At 62.0% G+C, this 20223-nt stretch carries 29 protein-coding genes and 1 pseudogene; 17 read left to right on the top strand and 13 right to left on the bottom strand.

All coding sequences use genetic code 11. The features are described from left to right. Positions 1 to 5: 5 nt before the first annotated feature. Together MTX21_RS38095 and MTX21_RS38100 are read right to left on the bottom strand one after the other, a co-directional pair. On the bottom strand, positions 6 to 953 hold the full coding sequence (locus MTX21_RS38095) for a MoxR family ATPase (protein ID WP_280969567.1): 948 nt from the start codon (positions 951 to 953) through the stop codon (positions 6 to 8). A gap of 147 nt (positions 954 to 1100) precedes the next feature. Then, the gene (locus MTX21_RS38100) at positions 1101 to 1301 is read right to left on the bottom strand and encodes a hypothetical protein (RefSeq protein ID WP_280969568.1); all 201 of its coding nucleotides are present in this window, start codon (positions 1299 to 1301) and stop codon (positions 1101 to 1103) included. Between the two features lie 225 nt (positions 1302 to 1526). On the opposite strand from MTX21_RS38100, the gene MTX21_RS38105 reads away from it, so the two are divergent. Next, positions 1527 to 2501, top strand: a complete 975-nt coding sequence (locus MTX21_RS38105; protein ID WP_280969569.1) for a quinone oxidoreductase — start codon at positions 1527 to 1529, stop codon at positions 2499 to 2501. Between the two features lie 39 nt (positions 2502 to 2540). On the opposite strand, the gene MTX21_RS38110 is transcribed toward MTX21_RS38105, so the two are convergent. Further along, positions 2541 to 2816 (bottom strand): hypothetical protein, encoded by a 276-nt coding sequence (locus MTX21_RS38110; protein ID WP_280969570.1) that lies wholly within the window; start codon positions 2814 to 2816, stop codon positions 2541 to 2543. 113 nt (positions 2817 to 2929) lie between these two features. After that, a complete protein-coding gene (locus MTX21_RS38115; protein ID WP_279376023.1) occupies positions 2930 to 3538 on the bottom strand; it encodes a S24 family peptidase in 609 nt (202 codons plus the stop codon). Between the two features lie 168 nt (positions 3539 to 3706). Between MTX21_RS38115 and MTX21_RS38120 the strand changes: the two genes are divergently transcribed. Continuing rightward, complete coding sequence (locus tag MTX21_RS38120) at positions 3707 to 4237, top strand: GcrA family cell cycle regulator (protein WP_280969571.1); 531 nt, start codon at positions 3707 to 3709, stop codon at positions 4235 to 4237. Positions 4238 to 4278: 41 nt separating this feature from the next. Next, positions 4279 to 4854 (top strand): hypothetical protein, encoded by a 576-nt coding sequence (locus tag MTX21_RS38125; protein ID WP_280969572.1) that lies wholly within the window; start codon positions 4279 to 4281, stop codon positions 4852 to 4854. A gap of 33 nt (positions 4855 to 4887) precedes the next feature. Here the strand turns inward: MTX21_RS38125 and MTX21_RS38130 are convergent, their stop codons facing one another. Continuing rightward, positions 4888 to 5244 (bottom strand): hypothetical protein, encoded by a 357-nt coding sequence (locus MTX21_RS38130; RefSeq protein ID WP_280969573.1) that lies wholly within the window; start codon positions 5242 to 5244, stop codon positions 4888 to 4890. 713 nt (positions 5245 to 5957) lie between these two features. On the opposite strand from MTX21_RS38130, the gene MTX21_RS38135 reads away from it, so the two are divergent. Both MTX21_RS38135 and MTX21_RS38140 read left to right on the top strand, forming a co-directional pair. Then, positions 5958 to 6143, top strand: a complete 186-nt coding sequence (locus tag MTX21_RS38135; protein WP_280969574.1) for a hypothetical protein — start codon at positions 5958 to 5960, stop codon at positions 6141 to 6143. A gap of 147 nt (positions 6144 to 6290) precedes the next feature. Further along, positions 6291 to 6632: a phasin gene (locus MTX21_RS38140; protein ID WP_280969575.1), complete on the top strand. Its 342-nt coding sequence runs from the start codon at positions 6291 to 6293 to the stop codon at positions 6630 to 6632. A 301-nt stretch (positions 6633 to 6933) separates the two neighbouring features. Here the strand turns inward: MTX21_RS38140 and MTX21_RS38145 are convergent, their stop codons facing one another. Together MTX21_RS38145 and MTX21_RS38150 are read right to left on the bottom strand one after the other, a co-directional pair. Then, the gene (locus MTX21_RS38145; protein ID WP_280969576.1) at positions 6934 to 7764 is read right to left on the bottom strand and encodes an alpha/beta fold hydrolase; all 831 of its coding nucleotides are present in this window, start codon (positions 7762 to 7764) and stop codon (positions 6934 to 6936) included. A gap of 153 nt (positions 7765 to 7917) precedes the next feature. After that, positions 7918 to 8082 carry a hypothetical protein gene (locus MTX21_RS38150; RefSeq protein ID WP_280971199.1) on the bottom strand — a complete coding sequence of 55 codons (165 nt, stop codon included), beginning with the start codon at positions 8080 to 8082 and terminating at the stop codon, positions 7918 to 7920. On the opposite strand from MTX21_RS38150, the pseudogene MTX21_RS38155 reads away from it, so the two are divergent. After that, positions 8038 to 8609, top strand: a pseudogene (locus MTX21_RS38155) (EAL domain-containing protein); the annotation flags it as partial. The gene MTX21_RS38150 and the pseudogene MTX21_RS38155 overlap by 45 nt on opposite strands. 95 nt (positions 8610 to 8704) lie before the next feature. On the opposite strand, the gene MTX21_RS38160 reads toward MTX21_RS38155, so the two are convergent. Next, positions 8705 to 8965 (bottom strand): hypothetical protein, encoded by a 261-nt coding sequence (locus MTX21_RS38160; RefSeq protein ID WP_280969577.1) that lies wholly within the window; start codon positions 8963 to 8965, stop codon positions 8705 to 8707. Positions 8966 to 9252: 287 nt separating this feature from the next. Between MTX21_RS38160 and rocF the strand changes: the two genes are divergently transcribed. The 5 genes from rocF to MTX21_RS38185 all read left to right on the top strand — a co-directional run bounded on the left by rocF (position 9253) and on the right by MTX21_RS38185 (position 12878). Then, positions 9253 to 10230, top strand: coding sequence for an arginase (rocF, locus tag MTX21_RS38165; protein WP_280969578.1), 978 nt, complete (start codon positions 9253 to 9255; stop codon positions 10228 to 10230). 170 nt (positions 10231 to 10400) lie between these two features. Continuing rightward, positions 10401 to 11669 carry a sulfite dehydrogenase gene (soxC, locus tag MTX21_RS38170; protein WP_280969579.1) on the top strand — a complete coding sequence of 423 codons (1269 nt, stop codon included), beginning with the start codon at positions 10401 to 10403 and terminating at the stop codon, positions 11667 to 11669. Continuing rightward, entirely contained in the window at positions 11656 to 12219 is a 564-nt protein-coding gene (locus tag MTX21_RS38175; RefSeq protein ID WP_280969580.1) for a cytochrome c, read from the top strand. Before soxC ends, MTX21_RS38175 begins: the two co-directional genes overlap by 14 nt. Before the next feature lie 103 nt (positions 12220 to 12322). Continuing rightward, positions 12323 to 12580, top strand: coding sequence for a hypothetical protein (locus MTX21_RS38180; protein ID WP_280969581.1), 258 nt, complete (start codon positions 12323 to 12325; stop codon positions 12578 to 12580). A gap of 16 nt (positions 12581 to 12596) precedes the next feature. Further along, positions 12597 to 12878 carry a hypothetical protein gene (locus MTX21_RS38185; protein ID WP_280969582.1) on the top strand — a complete coding sequence of 94 codons (282 nt, stop codon included), beginning with the start codon at positions 12597 to 12599 and terminating at the stop codon, positions 12876 to 12878. Positions 12879 to 13018: 140 nt separating this feature from the next. Here MTX21_RS38185 and MTX21_RS38190 read toward each other — a convergent pair whose 3' ends face one another. The 3 genes from MTX21_RS38190 to MTX21_RS38200 form a co-directional block, all read right to left on the bottom strand. Further along, positions 13019 to 14302, bottom strand: coding sequence for a divalent metal cation transporter (locus tag MTX21_RS38190; protein ID WP_280969583.1), 1284 nt, complete (start codon positions 14300 to 14302; stop codon positions 13019 to 13021). A gap of 261 nt (positions 14303 to 14563) precedes the next feature. Next, a complete protein-coding gene (locus tag MTX21_RS38195) occupies positions 14564 to 14749 on the bottom strand; it encodes a hypothetical protein (protein ID WP_280969584.1) in 186 nt (61 codons plus the stop codon). Between the two features lie 239 nt (positions 14750 to 14988). Beyond that, positions 14989 to 15264, bottom strand: coding sequence for a hypothetical protein (locus MTX21_RS38200; RefSeq protein ID WP_280969585.1), 276 nt, complete (start codon positions 15262 to 15264; stop codon positions 14989 to 14991). A 322-nt stretch (positions 15265 to 15586) separates the two neighbouring features. On the opposite strand from MTX21_RS38200, the gene MTX21_RS38205 reads away from it, so the two are divergent. Next, positions 15587 to 15898 (top strand): hypothetical protein, encoded by a 312-nt coding sequence (locus MTX21_RS38205; protein ID WP_280969586.1) that lies wholly within the window; start codon positions 15587 to 15589, stop codon positions 15896 to 15898. Between the two features lie 44 nt (positions 15899 to 15942). Then, the gene (locus MTX21_RS38210) at positions 15943 to 16119 is read left to right on the top strand and encodes a hypothetical protein (protein ID WP_280969587.1); all 177 of its coding nucleotides are present in this window, start codon (positions 15943 to 15945) and stop codon (positions 16117 to 16119) included. 599 nt (positions 16120 to 16718) lie between these two features. Here the strand turns inward: MTX21_RS38210 and MTX21_RS38215 are convergent. Next, on the bottom strand, positions 16719 to 17054 hold the full coding sequence (locus MTX21_RS38215; RefSeq protein WP_280969588.1) for a GYD domain-containing protein: 336 nt from the start codon (positions 17052 to 17054) through the stop codon (positions 16719 to 16721). 407 nt (positions 17055 to 17461) lie between these two features. On the opposite strand from MTX21_RS38215, the gene MTX21_RS38220 reads away from it, so the two are divergent. Then, on the top strand, positions 17462 to 17674 hold the full coding sequence (locus tag MTX21_RS38220) for a hypothetical protein (RefSeq protein ID WP_280969589.1): 213 nt from the start codon (positions 17462 to 17464) through the stop codon (positions 17672 to 17674). Positions 17675 to 18803: 1129 nt separating this feature from the next. Continuing rightward, complete coding sequence (locus tag MTX21_RS38225; RefSeq protein ID WP_280969590.1) at positions 18804 to 18962, top strand: hypothetical protein; 159 nt, start codon at positions 18804 to 18806, stop codon at positions 18960 to 18962. Between the two features lie 156 nt (positions 18963 to 19118). Here the strand turns inward: MTX21_RS38225 and MTX21_RS38230 are convergent, their stop codons facing one another. Beyond that, the gene (locus tag MTX21_RS38230) at positions 19119 to 19304 is read right to left on the bottom strand and encodes a hypothetical protein (RefSeq protein ID WP_280969591.1); all 186 of its coding nucleotides are present in this window, start codon (positions 19302 to 19304) and stop codon (positions 19119 to 19121) included. Positions 19305 to 19700: 396 nt separating this feature from the next. Here MTX21_RS38230 and MTX21_RS38235 point away from each other — a divergent pair, with 396 nt between their 5' ends. Both MTX21_RS38235 and MTX21_RS38240 read left to right on the top strand, forming a co-directional pair. Next, positions 19701 to 19874 carry a hypothetical protein gene (locus tag MTX21_RS38235; RefSeq protein WP_280969593.1) on the top strand — a complete coding sequence of 58 codons (174 nt, stop codon included), beginning with the start codon at positions 19701 to 19703 and terminating at the stop codon, positions 19872 to 19874. Continuing rightward, positions 19871 to 20173, top strand: a complete 303-nt coding sequence (locus MTX21_RS38240) for a hypothetical protein (RefSeq protein WP_280969594.1) — start codon at positions 19871 to 19873, stop codon at positions 20171 to 20173. The genes MTX21_RS38235 and MTX21_RS38240 overlap by 4 nt, the downstream gene beginning before the upstream one ends. The last annotated feature ends 50 nt before the right edge of the window (positions 20174 to 20223 follow it).

Consider the following 20223-nt stretch of genomic DNA (forward strand, 5'->3'; position numbering starts at 1 on the left):
CGGCGTCAACCGAAGACGTTGGACCGCGCCGCCTTGGCAATGAAAGTCGTAACTTGGGGCGCCGCCGCCTCGATATCGGCCTCGTATTTCAAGAGCACGTTGAGCGTGTCCTTGACGATCTCGGTATCGAGCTCGGCGGCCTGGAGCAGCACCAGCACGCGCGCCCAGTCGATGGTTTCGCTGACGGAGGGCAGCTTCTTCAGGTCGAGCGTGCGGATCTCGTGGATGAAGCCGACCATCTGCCGGCGCAGCGTTTGCGAGATGCCGGGCACGCGGCTCTCGACGATGCGCTCCTCGAGCCGCTGCTCAGGGAAGCCGATATGCAGGTGCAGGCAGCGCCGCTTCAAGGCGTCGCCGAGATCACGCTCGCTGTTGGAGGTGAGGATGACCGTCGGCGGTGTGATCGCGGAGACTGTGCCGAGCTCGGGAATCGTGACCTGGAAATCGGACAGGATCTCCAGCAGCAGCGATTCGAACTCGGCATCCGACTTGTCGATCTCGTCGATCAACAGGACGCAGCCGCCGGGTTGCTCCAGCGCCTGGAGCAGTGGCCGCGGCTCGACAAATTCCTTGGAGAAGAACACGTCGCCGAAGTCGTGGAGCTGGTCGAGCGCGGCGTGCAAGGTCTGTGCCCCGCCGAGCACTTCGCCCAACTTGTCCTTGAGGATCTGGGTATAGAGAAGCTGCTTTGCATACTTCCACTCGTAGAGTGCCTTGGCCTCGTCGAGGCCTTCGTAGCATTGCAGGCGGATCATCTTCATGCCGCGCCAAGCGGCGATGGCCTTGGCAAGCTCGGTCTTGCCGACACCCGCGGGGCCTTCGACCAGGATCGGCTTCTCGATCTGTTGCGACAAATAAACGGCGGTCGCGATCTGACGGCTCGCGATGTAGCCCTGCGCGGCGAGGCCGCTCTCCACTGCCTCGATCGAGGTCGAGGCCTTCTGATCAGCCACGAATGGGCGCTCCCAAAGGTCTTGCTTGAGGCTTGTTCTGCCTGCGTTCCCGGCAAAGAACAAGCCTCGTTTGGGAGAAGCCAGATCCGCGCGAGCGGGGTGATTTTCCGCTTAGCGCAAATAGATCACGGGGAGAAATACGCCCCGTCAGTGCCGCAGCACCTCCGGTTTGTGGAGAGTCTGCCTGAGCTCGGCGCCGCAATCGGCGCATTCATAGACGAAGTCGATCGTAGCAAGACTCCAATGCGGCTCGACCTCGCGCACGTACATTGGCAGGAACCCCATGCAGGTCGGGCAATTCACGGGCGCGATATCGATATCCTGATGATGCTGTACATAGGCTGGCATCTCGGGTCTCCTTCGCAGACAACCACCGAACCCCGCGCAGAAGGTACTGCCGAGCGCCCCGATACCGTCATCAACTCTTTCGAACAGAGCTGGAACAATGGGCGTTTGTCGTTCGCTGTGACATTCTTGTTACGTCCCTGTACTGTAACGGGCGGATTAAATGCCTATTTCACGGCCCGAACCGCTGATCCGACCCTCAACTCCAACAATAAGGGAGCAACGCCCATGACGCATGCTATTCGTTTTCACAAGACCGGTGGTCCGGAAGTCCTGGTCTGGGAGGAGGTCAGCGTCGGCAAGCCCGGACCGGGCGAAGCGCGTATCCGTCACACCGCCGTGGGTCTCAACTTCGTCGACATCTACAACCGCTCGGGCCTTTACCCGGCGCAATTGCCGAGCGGGCTCGGCAGCGAGGCGGCCGGCGTCGTCGAGGAGGTCGGCTCCGGCGTCACGGACCTGAAACCCGGCGATCGTGTCGCTTATGGCGCCTCGCCGCTCGGCGCCTATTCCGAGGCGCGGCTGATTCCCGCGGATCGGCTGCTGAAGCTGCCTGACGGCGTCGACGACAAGACCGCGGCGGCGATGATGCTGAAGGGCCTCACCACGCAATATCTGATCCGGCAGACCTATCGCGTGAAGGCCGGCGACACCATCTTGCTCCATGCCGCGGCCGGCGGTGTCGGAACGATCCTGAGCCAGTGGGCCAAGCATCTTGGCGCCACGGTGATCGGCACGGTCAGCAACGAGGAGAAGGCCAAGCTCGCCAAGGCGCATGGCTGCGACCATGTCATCATCTACACGCGCGAGGATTTCGTGAAACGGGTCGACGAGATCACCGGCGGCAAGAAGGTGCCGGTGGTCTACGATTCCGTCGGCAAGGACACGTTCTTGAAGTCGCTGGACTGCCTCGCGCCGCTCGGTGTCGCGGCGCTGTTCGGCCAGTCCTCCGGCGCGGTCGAGCCGCTCAATCTCGGCCTTCTCGCGCAGAAGGGATCGCTCTACGTCACCCGGCCGACGCTGTTCACCTACGCCGCCAAGCGCGAGAATCTCGTGGCGATGGCCAATGAGTTGTTCGACGTCGTCAAGTCCGGCGCGGTCAAGATCGAGGTACACCAGACCTATCCGCTGAAGGACGCCGCCAAGGCGCATGCCGATCTTGCTGCCCGCAAGACGACGGGATCGACCGTGCTCCTGGTGTGAGGTCCGATCGAACGATGGCGCAGGCGTTCGACGTCTGCGTCACGTCCGTTCATGCTTGCGCAGGTCGCGGGCATGATCGAGGCGGATCGCCTGGAGGTCGATCTCGTCAGGTGGAACCCGGGGAAGGGCGGCCTCAGTCAGGATGGCCTCGGTCACGTCTTCGACCGAGCTATCCGCGATCTCGTGAATGAAGGAAATGTTGCTGTATTCACCCGAGGCGACGCGCGAGATGACCTCGCGCCGCGTGATCTCGGGATCGACGATCGCTTCGCGGCCGCGTCGCCCATAGTCGATCATCACGACGAAATATTGCATCAAATTGTCCCTGCCGCGGCCTGCGTGGCGCGAGCTTGCGGCAGAGTTTTTCCGAAAAACGGAATTTAGTCAAGCGCGATTTCCAAGAATCGGAAATCGGCGCCAGTTTCCGCTTACCTGCCCTTCTTGCGCGGACGCGCGGATTTCGCGCGCAGCCGCTCGAGCTGGCCCTTGGGCATCGAAAGGCATATCTCACCGACCCACTCCAGCTTGACGCCGACGATCGGCTTGGCGTTGAAGCTGGTGAGGTTGACCACGGACGGGCTTTTGCCGCGCTCGATGGTCTTGAGATAGCGTTCGCCGGTCTTGAGCCGGACCACGGCCTCCTCGCCGTAGAAGCTCGACAGCGGATAGCGCTGGTCCTTGTAGACCACGATCACGTCGCCGCTCTCGTATTTGGGCAGCATCGAATCGCCGACGATCTCGAAGGCGACGGTTTCTTCCATGATCGGAAAAGGCAGCACGATCTCGCCTAGCCCCTCCGGCGGAACCTGCTCGAAATCCGGCTCGATCACGGCGCCGGCGCCGACCCGGCCCATGATCGGCGCAAGATTCAGTTCCAGGTATTCCATGATCGGCAGAATTTCCGACGCTTTCACCAGGCGTTCGCCGCCGAGGATTTCCGACACCGCACCCGGGCGCACGCCCATCGCCGCCGCTAGCCCGCCCTTGCTCTTGCCCGTCTTCTCCAGACCCCGCTCGATCATCGCAACGTCCAACATGGTGATTCCCTCGATTGCCCATGGCCTCGTCTCTTCTAATCCGAAATTCGGAATTGATGCAATTATGAATATCAGAATTATCGCTTGACTTGAACTTCGGAATACCGGAATGTGTGTTTCGCCATCCCGGCCGTGCGGCCGGAGAGGGGCGCATCACAGGACAGCAGCATGGAACCGGGCAATTGGCCGTCGGAGCACTCCGACGCGCTTCGCGACTATTTTCTCAAGGGCATGTCTTATGCGGAGATCGGAAGAGAAATTAACTCAAGATTCGGAACGGCTTATACGCGCAATGCGGTGGTCGGCCGCGCCAAGCGGCTCGGGCTCGCCGCGCCCTCGCGAATGAAGAGTCCATCGATCGTCCCGACCTTTCCCGGCGAGCCCTGTCCGTTTCTACCGCGGCCGCAGGCGTTGCAGAGCTGGAGCGTGCCGCCGAAATCAGCGACGAAGCCGGCCGGGCCGGTGAAATTGCGCTGCGTGGGCATCAAGCCGCGCCTGATCTCGCTGCTCGAACTTGCGCCGGGCGACTGCCGCTATCCCTATGGCGGCGACAAGGACGGAGAGGAGATCACTTTCTGCGGTCATCCCCAGCAGCCTGGCGCGAGCTATTGCGCGCCGCATTTTCATCTGACGCGCGGGCCCGGCACGGGCGCGCGCACCACGGTCCCCGTCGTGCTGAGGCTCGTTTCAGCCGCCTGACGGCCATCGTTTCCATCGTCAATTTCTCAAGGAGTGTCCGTGTGATACGCGCCAGACGCAACAAGTCCTACAGGTTGGCAAAGCTCTACGATCGGCGCGCGTGCGATCTGCCGTTCAATGCCGAAGTGGCCGAAATCGAGGTCGATGATCCCTTGGCGCTCGAACCGGGCGAGAAGATCGTCGCGATGCGCTCGATCCGCACCGATCCGCTCGGCCGGCTCTATTCCCATCACCAGATCGACGAGGCGCAATACCGCGGTGGTCGCGCCTTCCAGAACGACTGGGAGCGGGCGGAGCGTGGTCCCCAGGCGGTAGATCCGACCCGCGAATATGTCGACGGCGCGCGCATGCGCGAGGCGGTTACCGAGAGTCAGCGCCAGGCGGTGCTGCGGCTGAACCGCGTCGAGCGCGAGCTCGGCACCGACGGTGCCGCGCTGGTGCACGACGTGCTGGTCCTGGGCCTGACCATGGATCAGATCGGGCAGCGCCGCGCCGTGCGCAGCCAGCGCTGGAACGACTATTTCGCGCGGCGGTTCCGCGAATGTCTCGACCGGCTTGCGCTGGTCTACGGCTTTGCGACGGAAACGGGAACGCCGCGCGCGGAAAGGCGCCGATGAGAGCGGCAGGCCGCCGGCGTGCCCGTTTGCCGCTTACGGATGCGGCGCGATCTGGTACGGCGTCGCATAAGGCTCGACGCGGAGCGAGGCGTTGGCCAGGAGCCCGATCTTGGCGGTCGGCGCCTGCTGCAACTCGCCGTTCTGGCCGCGACGCACGTTGTACTGCCAGACGGTGAGGTCGCCCTTCTGCGCCAGCGCGTGCGCAACGGCGCTCGCATCATTGCCGCCGAGTGTCTGCAGCTCCTCGGCTGACAATCCTACGATGATTTCGTCCTTCATGGTGACGATCTTGAAGAGGTTCATTTTGGTCTCCTGCGCCCATGCGACGGGTATCCAGAGAGTGAGGAGCGCAACCGTGGTGCCCTTGATGACATCGCAGCGAGAAAGCATGCCGTCGTCCTTTGGTGCTGAGGCGCGCCCGAATCGAAGAGGTCAGTCAGCCATGGCGCCCGTGATCTGCGTGGCCGTTTCGCAACGGCTTGGTCGTCCGAACTTGAATGGCGGTTCACGGATTGGGATCGATGAACCATGGCGCGGCGAGCGGAGGCCAAGGTGCGGCTTCAAGGGACGCGTCAAATGAAACGGATCGGTTGCGAGATCGACTTTCGTTTCGTCGGCGATGCAACCGTCCGAGATCGGACTCAACAATTACGTGTATACGCTGAAGAAGCTGGCGCGGGTCGGCCCAGGGCTTCGACAACCCCGATCGGAAGCGATCGCTCAAGTCGATTGCGAACCGCAGCTCAGTTCACATTCAGACACAAAGCAAAGAGCAATGCCACGGCATTGAGGTCGATCAAGGCGGGCGTGTGGAGCGATGCCGCTTCTTGACGCAGGTGGGTGACGTCGATGCATATTCCTGTTATCCGGAATTGCCGTAGTGCGATGCTGGCGAGGCGTCGCTGCGCTGATGGTTTGGCTTGCCTGAGGGGTTGTTTCTTGGCATAGTTGCAACCGATCGGCCATCCGCTTGGATGTGCGGTTTAGCGTGCCAATTCCCTGAGGTGCCCCCGGCCGAGAATCCTTCGCCGCGATGGCGTTCGATTCTTGAGCCAGACCGCGACGTACGACCAACGAAGGCCGACCCCTGTCATAGGTGCGAGATGAAGAACTTCAATTTCGCGGCTGAATTGCACCTCAAGCTCGGCGCGCCCGCAAGCAGTACCGTCGAAAGCCTGCGCCTACTGCGTGCGTTTCTGAAGCTTGCGCCCCGGCAGCGTTTTGAGGTCATCAAGCTCGTGGAAGACCTCGCCACTGACGAATCCCTCCCCGAGCGTCCCCTCTCGTAAGGCAGGCCACGCGCCGGCGCCGCGCCTGTCCTTGGTTCGTGCCGCCGTATAGCCGGGCCGCCCGATTGTGCCTGGCGCCGGGTCTGGCCGCTGGAAGCCGATGCGCCAAGTGTGATAATCAGTAAGAAAAAGAGGGAGGAGTGCGACATGATCGAACCGAAGATCGAAGTTCCGGCCGAATTGCGCGACTTGGCCGAGAAGACGATCGACCAGGCGGAAAAGGCATTCGGCATGTTTTTCGAAGCCGCCACCAAATCGATGTCGACGGTGCCGGGCGCGGGCACGGAGGTGTCGAAGCAGGCGCTCGCGTTCACCGAGCAGAACATGAAGTCGGCGTTCGAGCACGCACGCAAGCTCGTTCATGCCACCGACCTTCAGGAAGCCATGCAGATCCAGTCAGAATTCCTGCGCAGCCAGTTCACCAGTGCCGGCGACCATATGCGCCAAATGACCGGCAGCTTCATGCAGTCCGGCAAAAGTAAGTCCTGAGTCAGCCGCCGCCTGCGCAAATCCCTGTCGGTTCAACCGGCAGGGATTTGCGTTTGCGGCAGTGGCAAAACATCGTACTCAGCCGCAGCACGATCCCGGGAACTGTGAGAGATCAATGCGGGCGATGATCGATCGGAGCCGTCTGCGGACCGAGCGATAGAGTCGATGAAGCAGCTCCGCCGCTCCGGCCGCGGACAGGCCAAGGCTCTCGATATGGTACGGCATATGCCCCTCCGATGCGAGGTGGCCTTCCTATCGCGCCCGAACCGGAGGCGCCTTGATCTGGCGCAAGGCAGGTGGGCTAGTAATCGGCGGGATTCATGATCATCGGACTGGTCGTATCGGCCGGCGCGAGCGCGCTGCTGGCGCTGTCGCGCAGGAAGCGGTCAAGCGTCGCCTGGATCTTCTCCTTGACGGCGTCCGGTCCGCGGTCGCTCATCTCCGTATGCTGCGCACCGGTATGGACAATGTCGATGCCGCGCGCCTTGGCCTCTTCCGCCGTTGGCAGGACGCCGGGGTCGGTCACGAAATTCGGATCCTTCGAGCGGAACGACAGGATCTTCAAGCGGTCGTTGAGCACGAACGGAACGCGCAGATTGTCCAGCGTGATCACCTTCGACACCAGCTCCGGATGCTGATGAGCGACATACATGGAGACGTCACCGCCGTTGGAATGGCCGACCAGCGTGATGTGATCATATTCGGCGTTCTCCTGCCGCTTCTTAAGCTCGCCGAGCACGAAAAGAATGTTGGCCTCGCAGCGGATGTAGACCTGACGCCGGCCGACATAGGGCTCTCCGACATGAGTCATCAGCGGCGGATCACTCGGCAGGTCCTGCTGGATGCTCGTGACGAGATAGCCGCGCGCCGCGAGCGCGTTGGCAAGGAACGAATACTCGGTGGCCTTCACGGTGTTACCGTTGCTGATAATGGCGAGCGGGAGCTTCCAGAGGCCAAGATTGGCCTTGGTTTCGTAGTCGCGCCGCACCGCGAGGTCGACCGTGATCGGCCGCTGGCGCGCGGCGTCGAACAGACTCAGCGTCTCGTGACGAATGGCGAACTTGGAGACGACGAAATATTGGCCGACGCCCAGCACGCAGAGGAAAGCCAGGATCGCAAACACCCTCTTCATTGTTCCATCTCAATCACTTTTGACTGAACATGGTCATTGGGAACTCCCGGATCGAGCGATCGTGAGCAGGCTAAGGGATTAAATTTAGGCAAGTCGGTGAGAGACGGCGCCCAAAAGGGCCGCGCGGGGGGCGTGCAGCGCAAAAAGCTGACGCTAGGGACAGCCTGCCTTGCCGCGCTCCAGGCAGAGACGCAGCGCGCTGGAGAGCGTGAGCGCCCCTGCCAGCGTGAGAGTGAGTGCCGACCATTGCGACATGAAGGGCACGCTGCTGGCCCGCAGGGCGGCAACAGCGCGGACGATCTCTTGAGCAACAGCCATCTCGCGCTGTCCAAGGCAGAGGCCACGCGGCGCGAGCAGCCATGTGATCTTCGAAAGTACCATCAGGCAAGACTTGGAGAACAGGCTGACGCTCGAAAGCGAGCTTGCTCTCGCCGCGGACCGTGGCGAGTTCGAACTGCTCTACCAGCCGCAGGCTCGTCTGGTCGATGGCAGCCTGGTGGGGGCCGAGGCGCTCATCCGCTGGCGGCATCCTGTACGCGGCTACGTCTCGCCCGGTGAGTTCATGCCGGTGGTCCACCTCGGCACTATCCGAGCGGATTACGAACTGGGTGATGGAGGCCGCCTGCCGGCAGGCGCGGGCCTGGGAGTTGTCCGGCCGAAATGCCCGTGTCGCAATCAACCTGTCGCCGTCGCAGCTTCACTCCGGCGATCTCGCGCATACGGTTGCGGAGCTCCTCGACGCGACGGGGCTCACGCCCTCGTTGCTCGAACTCGAGGTCACCGAGGATATCCTGCTGCTCGACGAGAGGCGTGTGCTGGACATGTTCAGGCGGATCCAGGAGCTGTGCGGAAGGGCAGGGCTATTTCTTCGGCCGGCCGATGCCCGCCGAAGCGCTTCGTCTGCGCCGCCTGAACGAACATACGCGGCGGATTCCGATCGCTAGCGCCGGCGCGCGACCGCAACGCCAAAGAGAAAGGCGACGAAGAGGCTGGCCAGAGGCGCTTCGCGCGTGATCGCCGCGACGGTTGCGAGCGGCCGGCCGGGCCTTCGCGCTTGCTCGATTGCAAAGGTGAGGCGATCGACTGCGGCGTGCAAACCGCCCGCGACTTCGCCGATCGTGCGCGACACGTCGGTTGCTGCGTCGATGGCGCGCTCGGCCATGCCGGGCTGGGGATTGGGCTGCGGTACTTCCGTGCTCAAGCTCGCGACCTCCACGCCTGACGATAAGTTTGAGACCGGCACCTTTGGCTATCCGCGCGTGCGCTCGTTTTGAACAGCGGGCCGAAAGGCCTTTGGCTATCCGCGACAGGCGCCGTCATCAACGGCGGGTGCCGGCCTTGGGCTGGCAATTCGGCGCCAGGGATTTAGTTCCAGAGCGGAGATTGGCTCCCCGTGAAACGACGGGCACGAATCTCTGTTAGGCTGGCGCCAGGCAATACCTCGAGGCACGACCTCAAGGTTCAACCTTGCTGACCCAGGAGATTGCCGTGACCGACCGGACCATGACGGATCGAGCCCGGCGCATCGCCTTGCTCGGCGCGCCCATCGACATGGGAGCTTCGCAGCGTGGTACCTTGATGGGACCTGCGGCGCTGCGTACCGCCGGCCTTACGACATTGCTCGAGAGCCTCGACTTCGAGGTCGTTGACTACGGCGATCTCTCCGTCGCCGAACTAGCAGATCTCGCCGACAGGCCGCCCGCAAAGGCCAATCACTACCGGGAGATCCAGCGCTGGACGCGCATGCTGAGCTGCCGCGGCTATGAGATCGCGCAGACCGGCGCGATCCCGATCTTTCTTGGCGGTGATCACACGTTGTCGATGGGTTCGGTCAACGCAATGGCTCGCCACTGGCGCGAGTGCGGACGTGAGCTGTTTGTGCTCTGGCTGGATGCGCATGCTGATTACAACACGCCGGAGACGACGATCACGGCCAACATGCACGGCATGTCGGCGGCTTTTTTGTGTGGCGAGCCGGGCCTCGACGGCCTGCTGGGTGAAGATCCGCGTGCCTCGATCGATCCCGACAGGCTCGATCTGTTCGGGACGCGATCGATCGACAAGCTCGAGAGGGATCTGATGCGCGCGCGCCGGATCAGGGTTGCCGACATGCGCCAGATCGACGAGTTCGGCGTCGCCGTGCTGATCCGGCGCGTGATCGAGCGCGTCAAGGTGAGAAACGGCGTGCTGCATGTCAGTTTCGATGTCGACTTTCTCGACCCTTGCGTCGCACCGGGCGTCGGCACCACGGTGCCGGGCGGGGCAACGTACCGCGAGGCACATCTGATTATGGAGCTGCTGCACGATTGCGGGCTGGTAGGGTCGGTCGACATCGTCGAGCTCAATCCATTCCTCGACGAGCGCGGGCGCACTGCCCGCACCGCCGTCGAGCTGATCGGCAGTCTGTTCGGGCAGCAGATCACCGACCGGCCCACGCCGAGCAACGCGATTGCGCCGGGCGAGTGAGACGGACCCGTTGGCCAGGCATTGTGCGTCGCAAAGAACGGAACTGCTGTTGCCGCAAGCGGATTTAGATCAGTCCTGATCGAAATCCGCCTGCTTTTGAAACGCGGACGAATTGCAAAAGCGCTTCTCGGAAGGTCTTATGCGTGCCGAACGCCAGCCGAGGACCCGCGATGAGCACAAGAAGCGCCAACGACGATCTTGCGAAGGCCTCACGCCGACGCTTCCTGCAGGGCAGTACCGCGGCGGTGAGTGGCGCTGTTCTCGGCGCAGGCGTGTCCGCGGCCGCTGAAACGGACAACCTTCCGCCCAACGTGCCCGAATGGATGAGGGCGCCGGGCGAGCCGATGGGAAGCCAGCCTTATGGCTCGCCGTCGCCATTCGAGAAAAACGTCGTCAAGAACATCTCACCCAATCTCAAGCAATACATTTCCGCGTCGGGCCGGACACCGTTGCAGGAGCTCGACGGCATCATCACGCCGAATGGCCTGTTCTATGAGCGCCATCACGGTGGCGTCCCGACGATCGACCCCGCGCAACATCGGCTGATGCTGCACGGCCTCGTAGACCGTCCCTTGATCTTCACCATGGACGAACTGCGGCGCTTTCCGTCGGAGTCGCACATCTACTTTCTCGAATGCTCCGGCAACCCCGTCTACACGAAGCCCTACGGCAAGACGGCGTCGGATCTCGTCGGTCTCTTGAGCTGCGCGGAATGGACCGGTGTGAGCCTGAAGCTGGTGCTCCAGGAGGCCGGACTGCAGCCCGGGGCGAAATGGGTAGTCGCAGAAGGCGCCGACGCCGCCGCGCTGACCCGCAGCATCCCGATCGAGAAATGCTTGGAGGACGCGATGCTGGTCTACAGCCAGAACGGCGAGCGGCTGCGCCCGCAGCAGGGTTATCCTTTGCGGCTGTTGCTGCCAGGCTTCGAGGGCAACATGAATGTGAAATGGCTGCGGCGCCTGCATGTGACGGCGGAGCCGATCTATTCGCGCGAGGAGACCTCGAAATACACCGACCTGATGCCGGACGGCAGCGCGCGTGAATTCAGCTTCTACATGGAAGCCAAGTCGATCATCACGCGTCCCTCGGGCGGGCAGCGCCTGACAGCGCCAGGTTTCCACGAAATCACGGGCGTTGCCTGGAGTGGACACGGCAAGATCGCGCGTGTCGAGGTGTCGGTCGACAGCGGCAAGAACTGGCAGGACGCGCAATTGCAGGAGCCGGTGCTGACGCGTGCGCTGACACGCTTCCGTCTGCCCTGGCGATGGGATGGTCAGCCGGCGGTGATCCAGAGCCGCGCCATCGACGAGACCGGCTATGTGCAGCCGACGCTCGCCGAGCTGCTCGCAGTGCGAGGCGACAATCACTTCTATCACAACAATGCAATCTGGCCCTGGCGAATCGCGGCGAACGGCGAGGTGGCCAATGCGCAGGCGTGAGCTTCGGTGCGTCGCGTTCGCGATCCTGGTCTTGGCCTGCGTGGCGAGCGCACGGGCGCAAACCGCCTACGGCATCGGACGGCCGGCGGCGCCGGCTGAGATCGCGGGCTGGAACATCGATATTGGGCGCGATGGCAGCAATCTGCCGCAGGGCCGCGGCACAGTCAGCCACGGACGCGAGGTGTTCGATCAGCAATGCGCTTCCTGCCACGGCGAGAAGGGCGAGGGCGGTGTCGGCGACCGGCTGGTCGGTGGGCAGGGGACGCTTGGAATGGCCAAGCCGATCCGGACGGTCGGTAGCTATTGGCCCTATGCGACCACACTGTTCGACTACATTCGCCGCGCCATGCCGCAGAACGCGCCGCAGTCGCTCAGCAACGACGACGTCTATGCGGTGTCGGCCTATCTTCTCAGCCTGAACGGGCTGGTTGCGGCGGACGCGACGCTTGATGCGAAATCACTCGCGGCAATCAAGATGCCGAACCGCGACGGGTTCGTTCGGGATCCCCGGCCGGATGTCAGAAATCCGGCCTGCAAGGAGCGATGTTGAACCATCGGCCGCGGAACTCTCAGCAGAGCAATCGAATTGACCCCGAGAGGAAACGACTCGGGTCATCTTGATGGAACGAAATCGCATCAGGAATTGCTTGGGCATGGACGAAGCCCTCCGGCATCCCGGCGTGATCGCGCTGATCGTCGCGGGGCTGACCATTGCCGCGATGCTGCTCGTGGACCACGGGCCGTGGAGCCGGGCCAAGGTGCAGCCGGCCCATGTTGCGATGTATCAAACCACGGGCGAAGCGGCGCGTGCGGCGGGCGCCGACGTCTTTCCGACCGACCCGAAATCGGTGGTCGAACCGGATCGGCCGGGTCCGAAGGCGTCCTCGACCGTCAATCCCGTGACGCCGTAAAGAGACGTCAGCTCTTGTGGCTGTCGTTGAGAACACCGCCGCTCGTTTTCGGCGGGTGGAGCACGCGCGATTTCGCCGGGAAAGCCTCGGAATCCGGCCGGGGGTGGCCACGATCTTTCCCGGGATCGTCCTGAAATTGCACCGGGCTCTGACCTTTTTGGCCACAATCGGAACCGACGTTCACGCCTTGAAATTCCTGGGCATGATTTCGATCCTGGCGCTGCTCACCATGAGCGGAGCCGCCATTTCTGATCAGCTTCTGACTGCGGATCAGCACGTCGCGCAGCGGGTGCAGTAGGCGCGGCGGGCAGGGCGCGGCGTGTGGCCGGTCTAAAGCGCGATGAAGTCATCGCGCTTTAGGTTATTTGTTTGAGCATGATCTTGCCGGAAAAGCGCTGCGCACCTTTCCGGATCATGCTCTAGCGGCCCTCCTCTTCCTCAGCCGATCACGGACGAGCCGAGCAAGGCGAGGACGGCGAGCGCCATCAGCGCGGTGCCGAGCCAACCGAGCGCGATCAGCCAGTTCCGCGCCTTGAAGCGGCCCATAAGCGTGGTGCTCGAGACGAGCAGCATCATCATCGCCATAATCGGCACGGCGACGATGCCGTTGAGCACGGCGCTCCACACCAGCATGCGGATCGAGTCGATCCCAGTGAAGCCGAGGCCGAAGCCAATCACAGTCGCGGTCGCGATGATGGTGTAGAAGCCGACCGCCTCGTCCGGCTTCGCCTCCAGCGTCGCGCGCCATCCGAAGATTTCCGCAACGCCATAGGCCGCCGAGCCCGCCAGCACCGGGATCGCCAGCATGCCAGTGCCGATGATGCCGAGGCCGAACAGGAGGAAGGTGAAATCGCCGGCGAGCGGCCGCAGCGCTTCGGCGGCTTCCGTTGCCGAATTGATGTTGGTGACGCCGTTGGCGTGCAGGACGGCCGCCGTGGTCAGGATGATGAAGAAAGCGATGCCGTTGGAGAGCAGCATGCCGGCCGTGGTGTCGATCTTGATTCGCGTAAGCTCCGGATTGCCGCCGCGAGCAAGCTTGTGCAGCGCGCGGCGGTGCTTGCCGTTCATCTCTTCGACTTCCTGGGACGCCTGCCAGAAGAAGAGATAGGGGCTAATTGTGGTGCCGAGCACCGCCACCACCATCATGAAATAGTCGGCGCTGACATTCGTCTTCGGCCACACCGCGGCGAGCAGTGCGGTGCTCCATGGGATATTGACCGTGAACGCCGTCGCCACATAGGCGAACAGCGACAGCGTCAGGAATTTCAGCAGCGGGGCGTAGCGGCGATAGGGCAGGAAGACCTGGAGCAGGGTCGAGGTGGCTGCGAAGATTAGCGCATGCTCATGGTTGAGCCCGCCGATGACGAGCGAGAGCGACTCCGCCATCGCTGCGATGTCGGCGGCGATGTTGAAGGTGTTCGCTGCGACGAGAAGGGCGACGAGCGCAATCACGAGCCAGCGCGGCGCGAGCGCCATGACGTTGGCGGCGAGGCCCTTGCCGGTGACCCGGCCGATCTGCGCGCTCACGAGCTGGATGGCGATCATGAACGGCGTCGTCAGAAACACCGTCCAGAGCAGTCCGTAACCAAACTGCGCGCCCGCCTGCGAGTAGGTCGCGATCCCCGACGGATCGTCGTCGGCCGCGCCGGTGATCAGACCGGGCCCCAGCCTTCGCAGCACCGTCAGCACGGATTTCGTCGGTGCGTGGGCGCTGTCGCTCATGAAGGGGAGTCTCGATCGGCTCTTTTCCGGAATGGCGAAATCACGGATCTAATGCGGTACGGAAACGATAGTTCCCGGCCAAACCGGCGCATTGCGCTGAATCAACTCGCGCGCAGCCAGATCATGCGGCCGCGCGGCCCGTGTCAGGTTTGAGACGTCGGGCAAAACATCTGTAGAGATGCATCATCGCAAATATGATCGCGCCCGCGCCGTCGTCGGTCGCGGGCTTTGTCATATCTGCGGTCGATGCCGGGGGGCAGCCTATTTGATGCTGACGAACATGCCCCAGGCGGCGGCGAGCGTGGCACCCGAGAAGACGATCATCGGGTTATCGCAGAACGCGCTGCCATAGGTGCACATGGTGACGCCGAACGAGCCGATCTCGTGATGGCTCGCCGAGTAGAACAGTCCCGACAGCACCAGCAATGCGGCGGCGACGTAATACATCGACCATCTCTCCTCGGTTGTCCTGGCGTCGTCGCTTCCCGGTGGGGCGGCTTACACGCGGGACACAACAGGGGCGTGCCGCCAGCATGGCGCGGACAGATTGCATTCCGCCGAATCCGATTTGCTGCATTTAGGTAAAGTTTGACCGGTCGGGCAAACACAAGTCGTTTCTGACTAGGGTTGCAGCAACGAGAGAAGGCGAAGCCGGTCTTCCTGGCGGCGACGCTGGTTGGCGCGCATCATTTCCAACTCACTTCGGCTTGACTTGTGTCCTGGTTCTGCCGTTTCAAGCCAACGACCAGCGCCTCCTGCTCTGCAAGCTGCCGCTCAGCCTCAACCACCTCGCGCTCCAATCGCCTCAGCTCATCTAGAAGTGGGTCCTTGTACATAGCCAAACACGCAGTCCGGGCGTCATTCGCAAATTGTCCCCGCGCCATTTCAACAGCGCGTATCAAGCTGCGTTCCTCATTGAGCTTGCGACATTCGGCCCGGTCTCGACGTGCGGTGGACTTCATCCTCGACGCGAAACACGTCTGAAACACACCTGAAACCCAGATCGTTCTGAACTTCGCCGGCCGCCAACTCGACCAATAGTCCAAGAGGAGACCATCATGATCCAGGTCGGTTCGAAGGAAGAGGTCGCGCTTCTGCTGGCGCTGTTTGGCACACATAGCCAGCCCATCACGAAGGCGACACCAAAGTCATCGCGCGGCCACAACTAGAAATCCATGCCACGTCTGGACCGGGATCGCCCGATTATCCGATTGGACTACCTCCAATTTTCCCTATGCGGCCAACAGGTTAGGCCCCAGCATGCGCGCGAGAGAGGAGTTGTGCATGAGTCGCTCGCCGTCCATCGTGCCACAAGGCGCCGACCAAGACGTCTATCTGGTGTTGAATGACTTTGGCAGGCTTGGCTGCGCCTGGTGCGAAGCAGATGAGGAAGGCACCCACCGCGAAGCGGTGATCCGTCAGTTGTTCGAAGATCATTACAGCCACCCGGTTCGCATCGTGGCATTCAACACCACCGAGGGATGGTCGCGCGATGTGACGATCGATATCGCCGATGAAGTGCGCCGCCGATTCTCCGAATACGAAGACGTGCCGCGTTCTGTTCAAGACTTTTTGGAAAGTGCTGTCCGGCGCTGAGCTGCTTCGCCCGGCAAGCTCGCCGCCTTCATATGAGAACGATGATGCTGGACGACGAATTTAACAAGCAGCGTGCCAAGGTATTGCGTGATCTTGCAGAACAAGCAGACCCGTTCATCAGAAGACGGCTGTTGCGTCTGGTGGAGCGTTACGAACCCAAACGGCGGCCTGCACCGGATGATCAGCAGCTCGTACGTTCCCGAGATGGCGCTGACCGCTAGGCAATATCCGACGATCTTGCATCGCGATCTGCAAGCTCCTCGCAATCCGATTTTGATCAAGATCTGTGATCTAGCATGCGCTGCCGCGGGCAGCGTCACAGGCTGAAGTTGCAGTTGTACTAATCTGCGGTTGCTTGCGTACGCCGGAGCAAGGCGTAAGATTCGGATGATTTGATTCGTGTGATTTGCAAGTAGTGGAGGTCAGCTTGCCAGCCGTCCTCGTTTTCAAGATCACCATCGTTGGATTAGGCGTCTTTTCGACGATCCTTGCCTTTCAGCTCATAAGCACATGAAGAAGAGGCCGCCTCAGGCGGCCTTTTTCATTTTTCATGCGCGCGATGAGGGGGGCCGGCGTCGATATGGATAGCTCGCGCGCGCATCAATGCACCGTGCATTAAACTCAGGCAAATCCGCCGCAAGCGAAAGGGGCCGCCTTGCGGCGACCCCTTGCCGGTTGAAATCGCTTTCGGGATGAAATCCAGCCCCGGCAGGATCAGCTTATGCGTCTCGCAACAGGATCGGAAATCCCGGACTATTACTGTGCGTAATACTGACCTTGTTTTAGCTATTGGTTCCCGATTAGGCCCAAATTCAGGCATTTAGCTGCCCGGCGGGCTGTAGGACGAGCGCAACTTGGCCGCGTTCTGCCGCACCGGTTTGATCTCGTCTTGCGTGAAGAGCCTTGTCAGTTTCACGTTCTGCAGTGTGCCGGCCGCGACGGTCAGGCCGGAGATGGCTGGAGCCACACTCGGATCAGGCACGTCGAAAATCACCAGAACGCCCGGGCCATCGGCCGCAACGCTGTACATCGAGACCAGCTTTCCGCCGGCCGCCTCAATGAGTTTTTTCGCCGCTTCCTGACGATTGGTTGTCGGGTTTTCCAGTATGGCATTGAGAGAGCGTGGCGTGTATTGCCCTGTGAGACAGAAATGCATGCTGTCCTCCTGCTGAAAATTGTGGCCATTAAAATTCATGCCGTGACGAGTTGATCGTGACGGCGGCCGAATCTGAAAATGAGGAGTACAATGCCCGCCGTGGGCACAAACGCCGCCAGCGACTAACGAGATTTCGGCACACCTCGTTGGCGGCTCTCGCGCACGATACACCAGCTACCCGACGTGTAGAAAGGCGATTTCACTCGTGTCTCTCGTGAGCCTACCCTCGCACCGTCGCAGTTCGATGCAATGGCAACGAAGTACCGCTGCCGAACGATCGCGTGCGCGCCGATGGCTTCCTTGATGCGAACGAAGATCCGACTTCGACGCCGGTAGCTTTATCCAGCGCAACCTTCGTCGGGTTTGTTCGTTGAGGGGCACAACTCGAGCACGCGTACGATCGAGCCATGGGATACGAGCGTTTACACCCGCCAAAATACTGGCGGATGCGAGCGGAGGAATTCAGGACGAAGGCGGATCATTGCGAGCACAGCGCGGTCAGGGAATGGCTGCGCCAGGTGGCAAGAAACTATGAGGAGTTGGCGCAACGCGCCGAGAATATCCGCACCGCAAACGATCTCGCAGAGCAGCGGCGGTCGACGCTGTCGCAGTCGAAATGATCGAACGATCTGGCGCGCTGCCAACTTTGCGCAGCCGCAGTGACGGCCCTCGCGCCGTCTTCGGGTTTCACCCACGGGACAACTCCGGGCGAATTGAAAGTGCCAACTTTGTCCAGGTTCAAGATCGAGCAAAAGAGTCCTGGCGCAATTTACCTCCATCACCGGACAAGGCTCAGTCCGTAGGCGTCGGTGGCTGAGAGACCGATCGCGCTCCCGCCTGCACAAGAGGGAGCGCGGCCATACCGGAGAACATCGGCCATATCCATCGCGTTCACGATGAAGCTGCTGCGATCGCGAGGCAGAACGCCTACATGCGCAGTGTCGTGGCGGAGTCCCTGGAAATACTTCGAAGGCGGGTCCCGGACACCTTCCTAGGCCACAAGACGCAGGAGCCCTTCCCCAGAGAGGGGCTACGCTACGCCAGAGCCTTCCCTGACCGCCAATGAGATTGAAACGGCGGGTATCAGGCCGGAGTGAAGCTCGCTCGTCATTCTTGCATGCCCGCAAATGGCCCACGCGTGCGAGGCCAAGCGCATCTGTTCGAACCGAAGCCGTCGGGCCTCACGCAGAGCGGCATCGGCGCGCACCAACAGGGGATCTGGCATTGACCCGTGCATGGCCGGCCAACGCCGTTTCGGAAAGGTAGTTCCCGTCGAGATTCCGCTTCGATTGCGGCTGTCACTTGCGTTCGCCTGCGCCGCCGGGCACCATCATTCGCCATCGCATCAGCGGCGACGCTCAGCTCAGAACGGATATCCACGACACGCAAAGCTTCGCGAGCCAGGCTCAGGCAGAGAGCTGCAGGTGCAGGACTTGGTTGAAGGCGATCGGCTGGTAATCGGCAAAGGCTGCCCGACGTATCAAACTCCATCCGGCAATCTCTTGACCCCGTCTCAATCGATGCCAGGCTCAGCACGCCGTCATTGCGAACCGACGGAGCAACCGGCCAACACCGGCAGACTGGCATCAACGAGACGAGTTCGTTGAGCCCGCGCGGGGAGTGGCCCGCTGCGGGTTTTGTCTTCTGGTTGAGATCAAACGGTTGGGACACACAAAGCGGACAAGATGCCGCGCCCCCTACGATTGGCGAAGTGCCTTGACTCGCGTTTCGTGCACACTGCTGGCCGCAATGACCAAGACCGACGCAGAACGGTTCCGGAAGGAAGCCGAGGAATGCCGCCAGATGGCGGCCAGGGCGATCAATCCTGCGGATCGGGATGGATGGCTGAAGCTCGCGGATGACTGGATCAAACTCGCAAGCGAGGCCGAAAGGAAGGAACGGCTCTGAACTCTGGAGCAGACGCGGCGAGCCCAACTGGTCGTGGCCGCCGGTACGACGTTGACGCGTCGGGCAAAACACCTGCATGGTGGCATCATCGAGACAAGTTGGTTGCGAGCAGCAAGCCCCGCTCGATCAGAGCCCCCCGCACAAACGAGCCTGCAACTAATCGTCCTTCGACAGATCGCGCGGGTCTTTGTGAAGGTCGATGCTGCGGCCTTCGCCCTGGATGAGGTCGCGGTCCTCGGCATCCGTCTCGCTGATGTCCGCGATGATCGCTTCTTGCGTCTCGCGCTTCTCATCGTTGCGCGGCTTCGGTCCCGGCACATCTCGCGACGTCTTTGACATCATGGTCGATCCTCCTGGCGGAGGTAACCGCAGCCAACTCGAATGGTTCTTTCGGTGAGTGCTCGCGCGGGCAACCGGAAAAGGAGCGATAGCCAAGACAAAGTTTGACACGTCGGGCAAAACACCGGCAGAGTAATATCATCGAGACGAGTTCGTTGAGGCCCGCGCGGGAAGCAATCCGCCGCGGGTTTTTTCGTCTCGATTTGAGATCGGACGGTGGCGGCGCATCGCGGCCTCACCCTCGTTGACGGGTTCATGGAGCGCCGATCGGCGCGCGGCCGTCCGAACCATTGCTGTCCGAGCACGCGCGAACGTGCAGGCCCGCGGCGCGAGCCCGTTGCTTGCGCCGCTGCGGTCTCCGGACGCGGAGCTCGGACATTGGTAGGAGCCGGACAGCTGATGGGTTACTGCGTGGCGCTCTACTTCGCCAAGCTCCTGGTCGGGGACAAGGGGCTTGGGTTCGGTTCCACGGACGCCTTGGCGGGATTTGCTGCCGTCACGGCCAACCTCGTGGTTTCCTTCTATTTCGCCAAGCGCGGCTTCGAGAACGTTGCAAGGATCATCAAGCGGTGAAGGTGCCAGACCATGAAATCAGGAAGATCGTCGCGGAGACGCTAGCCGGGCAGCACAGGCTTCAGCAGGAGAGCATCGACACCATCGTCCTGAAGGCAGTGGCATCGGTGCTCGCCGCCTTCGGAATCGAAGACGAAGATCGCAAAGAAGTCAGAGCGGATTTCCAGCACCTGCGGCGCTGGCGGAAAAGTGTGGAACAGGCGCAGAGCTACACAATCAAGGCGGTGATCACTGTCATCGTTGTCGGCCTGGTCGGCGCGGTCTGGCTCGGCGTCAAAGTCGTCTTGTTAGGCAAGTGAACCGCAGCGGCGGCGGGGCGCCGCCACTGCCGATCCCGCCTATTGTTTGC

Origin of the sequence: Bradyrhizobium sp. ISRA430 (genome assembly GCF_029909975.1) — a bacterium.
Lineage (GTDB): Bacteria > Pseudomonadota > Alphaproteobacteria > Rhizobiales > Xanthobacteraceae > Bradyrhizobium.

Coding starts and splice junctions, on each gene's coding strand:
- MTX21_RS38180 (WP_280969581.1), top strand. CDS start 12,323: ATGGACGAAGCCCTCCGGCATCCCGGCGTGATCGCGCTGATCGTCGCG.
- MTX21_RS38145 (WP_280969576.1), bottom strand. CDS start 7,764: ATGAAGAGGGTGTTTGCGATCCTGGCTTTCCTCTGCGTGCTGGGCGTC.
- soxC (WP_280969579.1), top strand. CDS start 10,401: ATGAGCACAAGAAGCGCCAACGACGATCTTGCGAAGGCCTCACGCCGA.
- MTX21_RS38140 (WP_280969575.1), top strand. CDS start 6,291: ATGATCGAACCGAAGATCGAAGTTCCGGCCGAATTGCGCGACTTGGCC.
- MTX21_RS38110 (WP_280969570.1), bottom strand. CDS start 2,816: ATGCAATATTTCGTCGTGATGATCGACTATGGGCGACGCGGCCGCGAA.
- MTX21_RS38220 (WP_280969589.1), top strand. CDS start 17,462: ATGGGATACGAGCGTTTACACCCGCCAAAATACTGGCGGATGCGAGCG.
- MTX21_RS38225 (WP_280969590.1), top strand. CDS start 18,804: ATGACCAAGACCGACGCAGAACGGTTCCGGAAGGAAGCCGAGGAATGC.
- MTX21_RS38210 (WP_280969587.1), top strand. CDS start 15,943: ATGCTGGACGACGAATTTAACAAGCAGCGTGCCAAGGTATTGCGTGAT.
- MTX21_RS38150 (WP_280971199.1), bottom strand. CDS start 8,082: ATGGCTGTTGCTCAAGAGATCGTCCGCGCTGTTGCCGCCCTGCGGGCC.
- MTX21_RS38120 (WP_280969571.1), top strand. CDS start 3,707: ATGGAACCGGGCAATTGGCCGTCGGAGCACTCCGACGCGCTTCGCGAC.
- MTX21_RS38115 (WP_279376023.1), bottom strand. CDS start 3,538: ATGTTGGACGTTGCGATGATCGAGCGGGGTCTGGAGAAGACGGGCAAG.
- MTX21_RS38205 (WP_280969586.1), top strand. CDS start 15,587: ATGAGTCGCTCGCCGTCCATCGTGCCACAAGGCGCCGACCAAGACGTC.
- MTX21_RS38190 (WP_280969583.1), bottom strand. CDS start 14,302: ATGAGCGACAGCGCCCACGCACCGACGAAATCCGTGCTGACGGTGCTG.
- MTX21_RS38100 (WP_280969568.1), bottom strand. CDS start 1,301: ATGCCAGCCTATGTACAGCATCATCAGGATATCGATATCGCGCCCGTG.
- MTX21_RS38135 (WP_280969574.1), top strand. CDS start 5,958: ATGAAGAACTTCAATTTCGCGGCTGAATTGCACCTCAAGCTCGGCGCG.
- MTX21_RS38230 (WP_280969591.1), bottom strand. CDS start 19,304: ATGATGTCAAAGACGTCGCGAGATGTGCCGGGACCGAAGCCGCGCAAC.
- MTX21_RS38215 (WP_280969588.1), bottom strand. CDS start 17,054: ATGCATTTCTGTCTCACAGGGCAATACACGCCACGCTCTCTCAATGCC.
- MTX21_RS38235 (WP_280969593.1), top strand. CDS start 19,701: ATGGGTTACTGCGTGGCGCTCTACTTCGCCAAGCTCCTGGTCGGGGAC.
- MTX21_RS38175 (WP_280969580.1), top strand. CDS start 11,656: ATGCGCAGGCGTGAGCTTCGGTGCGTCGCGTTCGCGATCCTGGTCTTG.
- MTX21_RS38200 (WP_280969585.1), bottom strand. CDS start 15,264: ATGAAGTCCACCGCACGTCGAGACCGGGCCGAATGTCGCAAGCTCAAT.
- MTX21_RS38195 (WP_280969584.1), bottom strand. CDS start 14,749: ATGTATTACGTCGCCGCCGCATTGCTGGTGCTGTCGGGACTGTTCTAC.
- MTX21_RS38105 (WP_280969569.1), top strand. CDS start 1,527: ATGACGCATGCTATTCGTTTTCACAAGACCGGTGGTCCGGAAGTCCTG.
- MTX21_RS38130 (WP_280969573.1), bottom strand. CDS start 5,244: ATGCTTTCTCGCTGCGATGTCATCAAGGGCACCACGGTTGCGCTCCTC.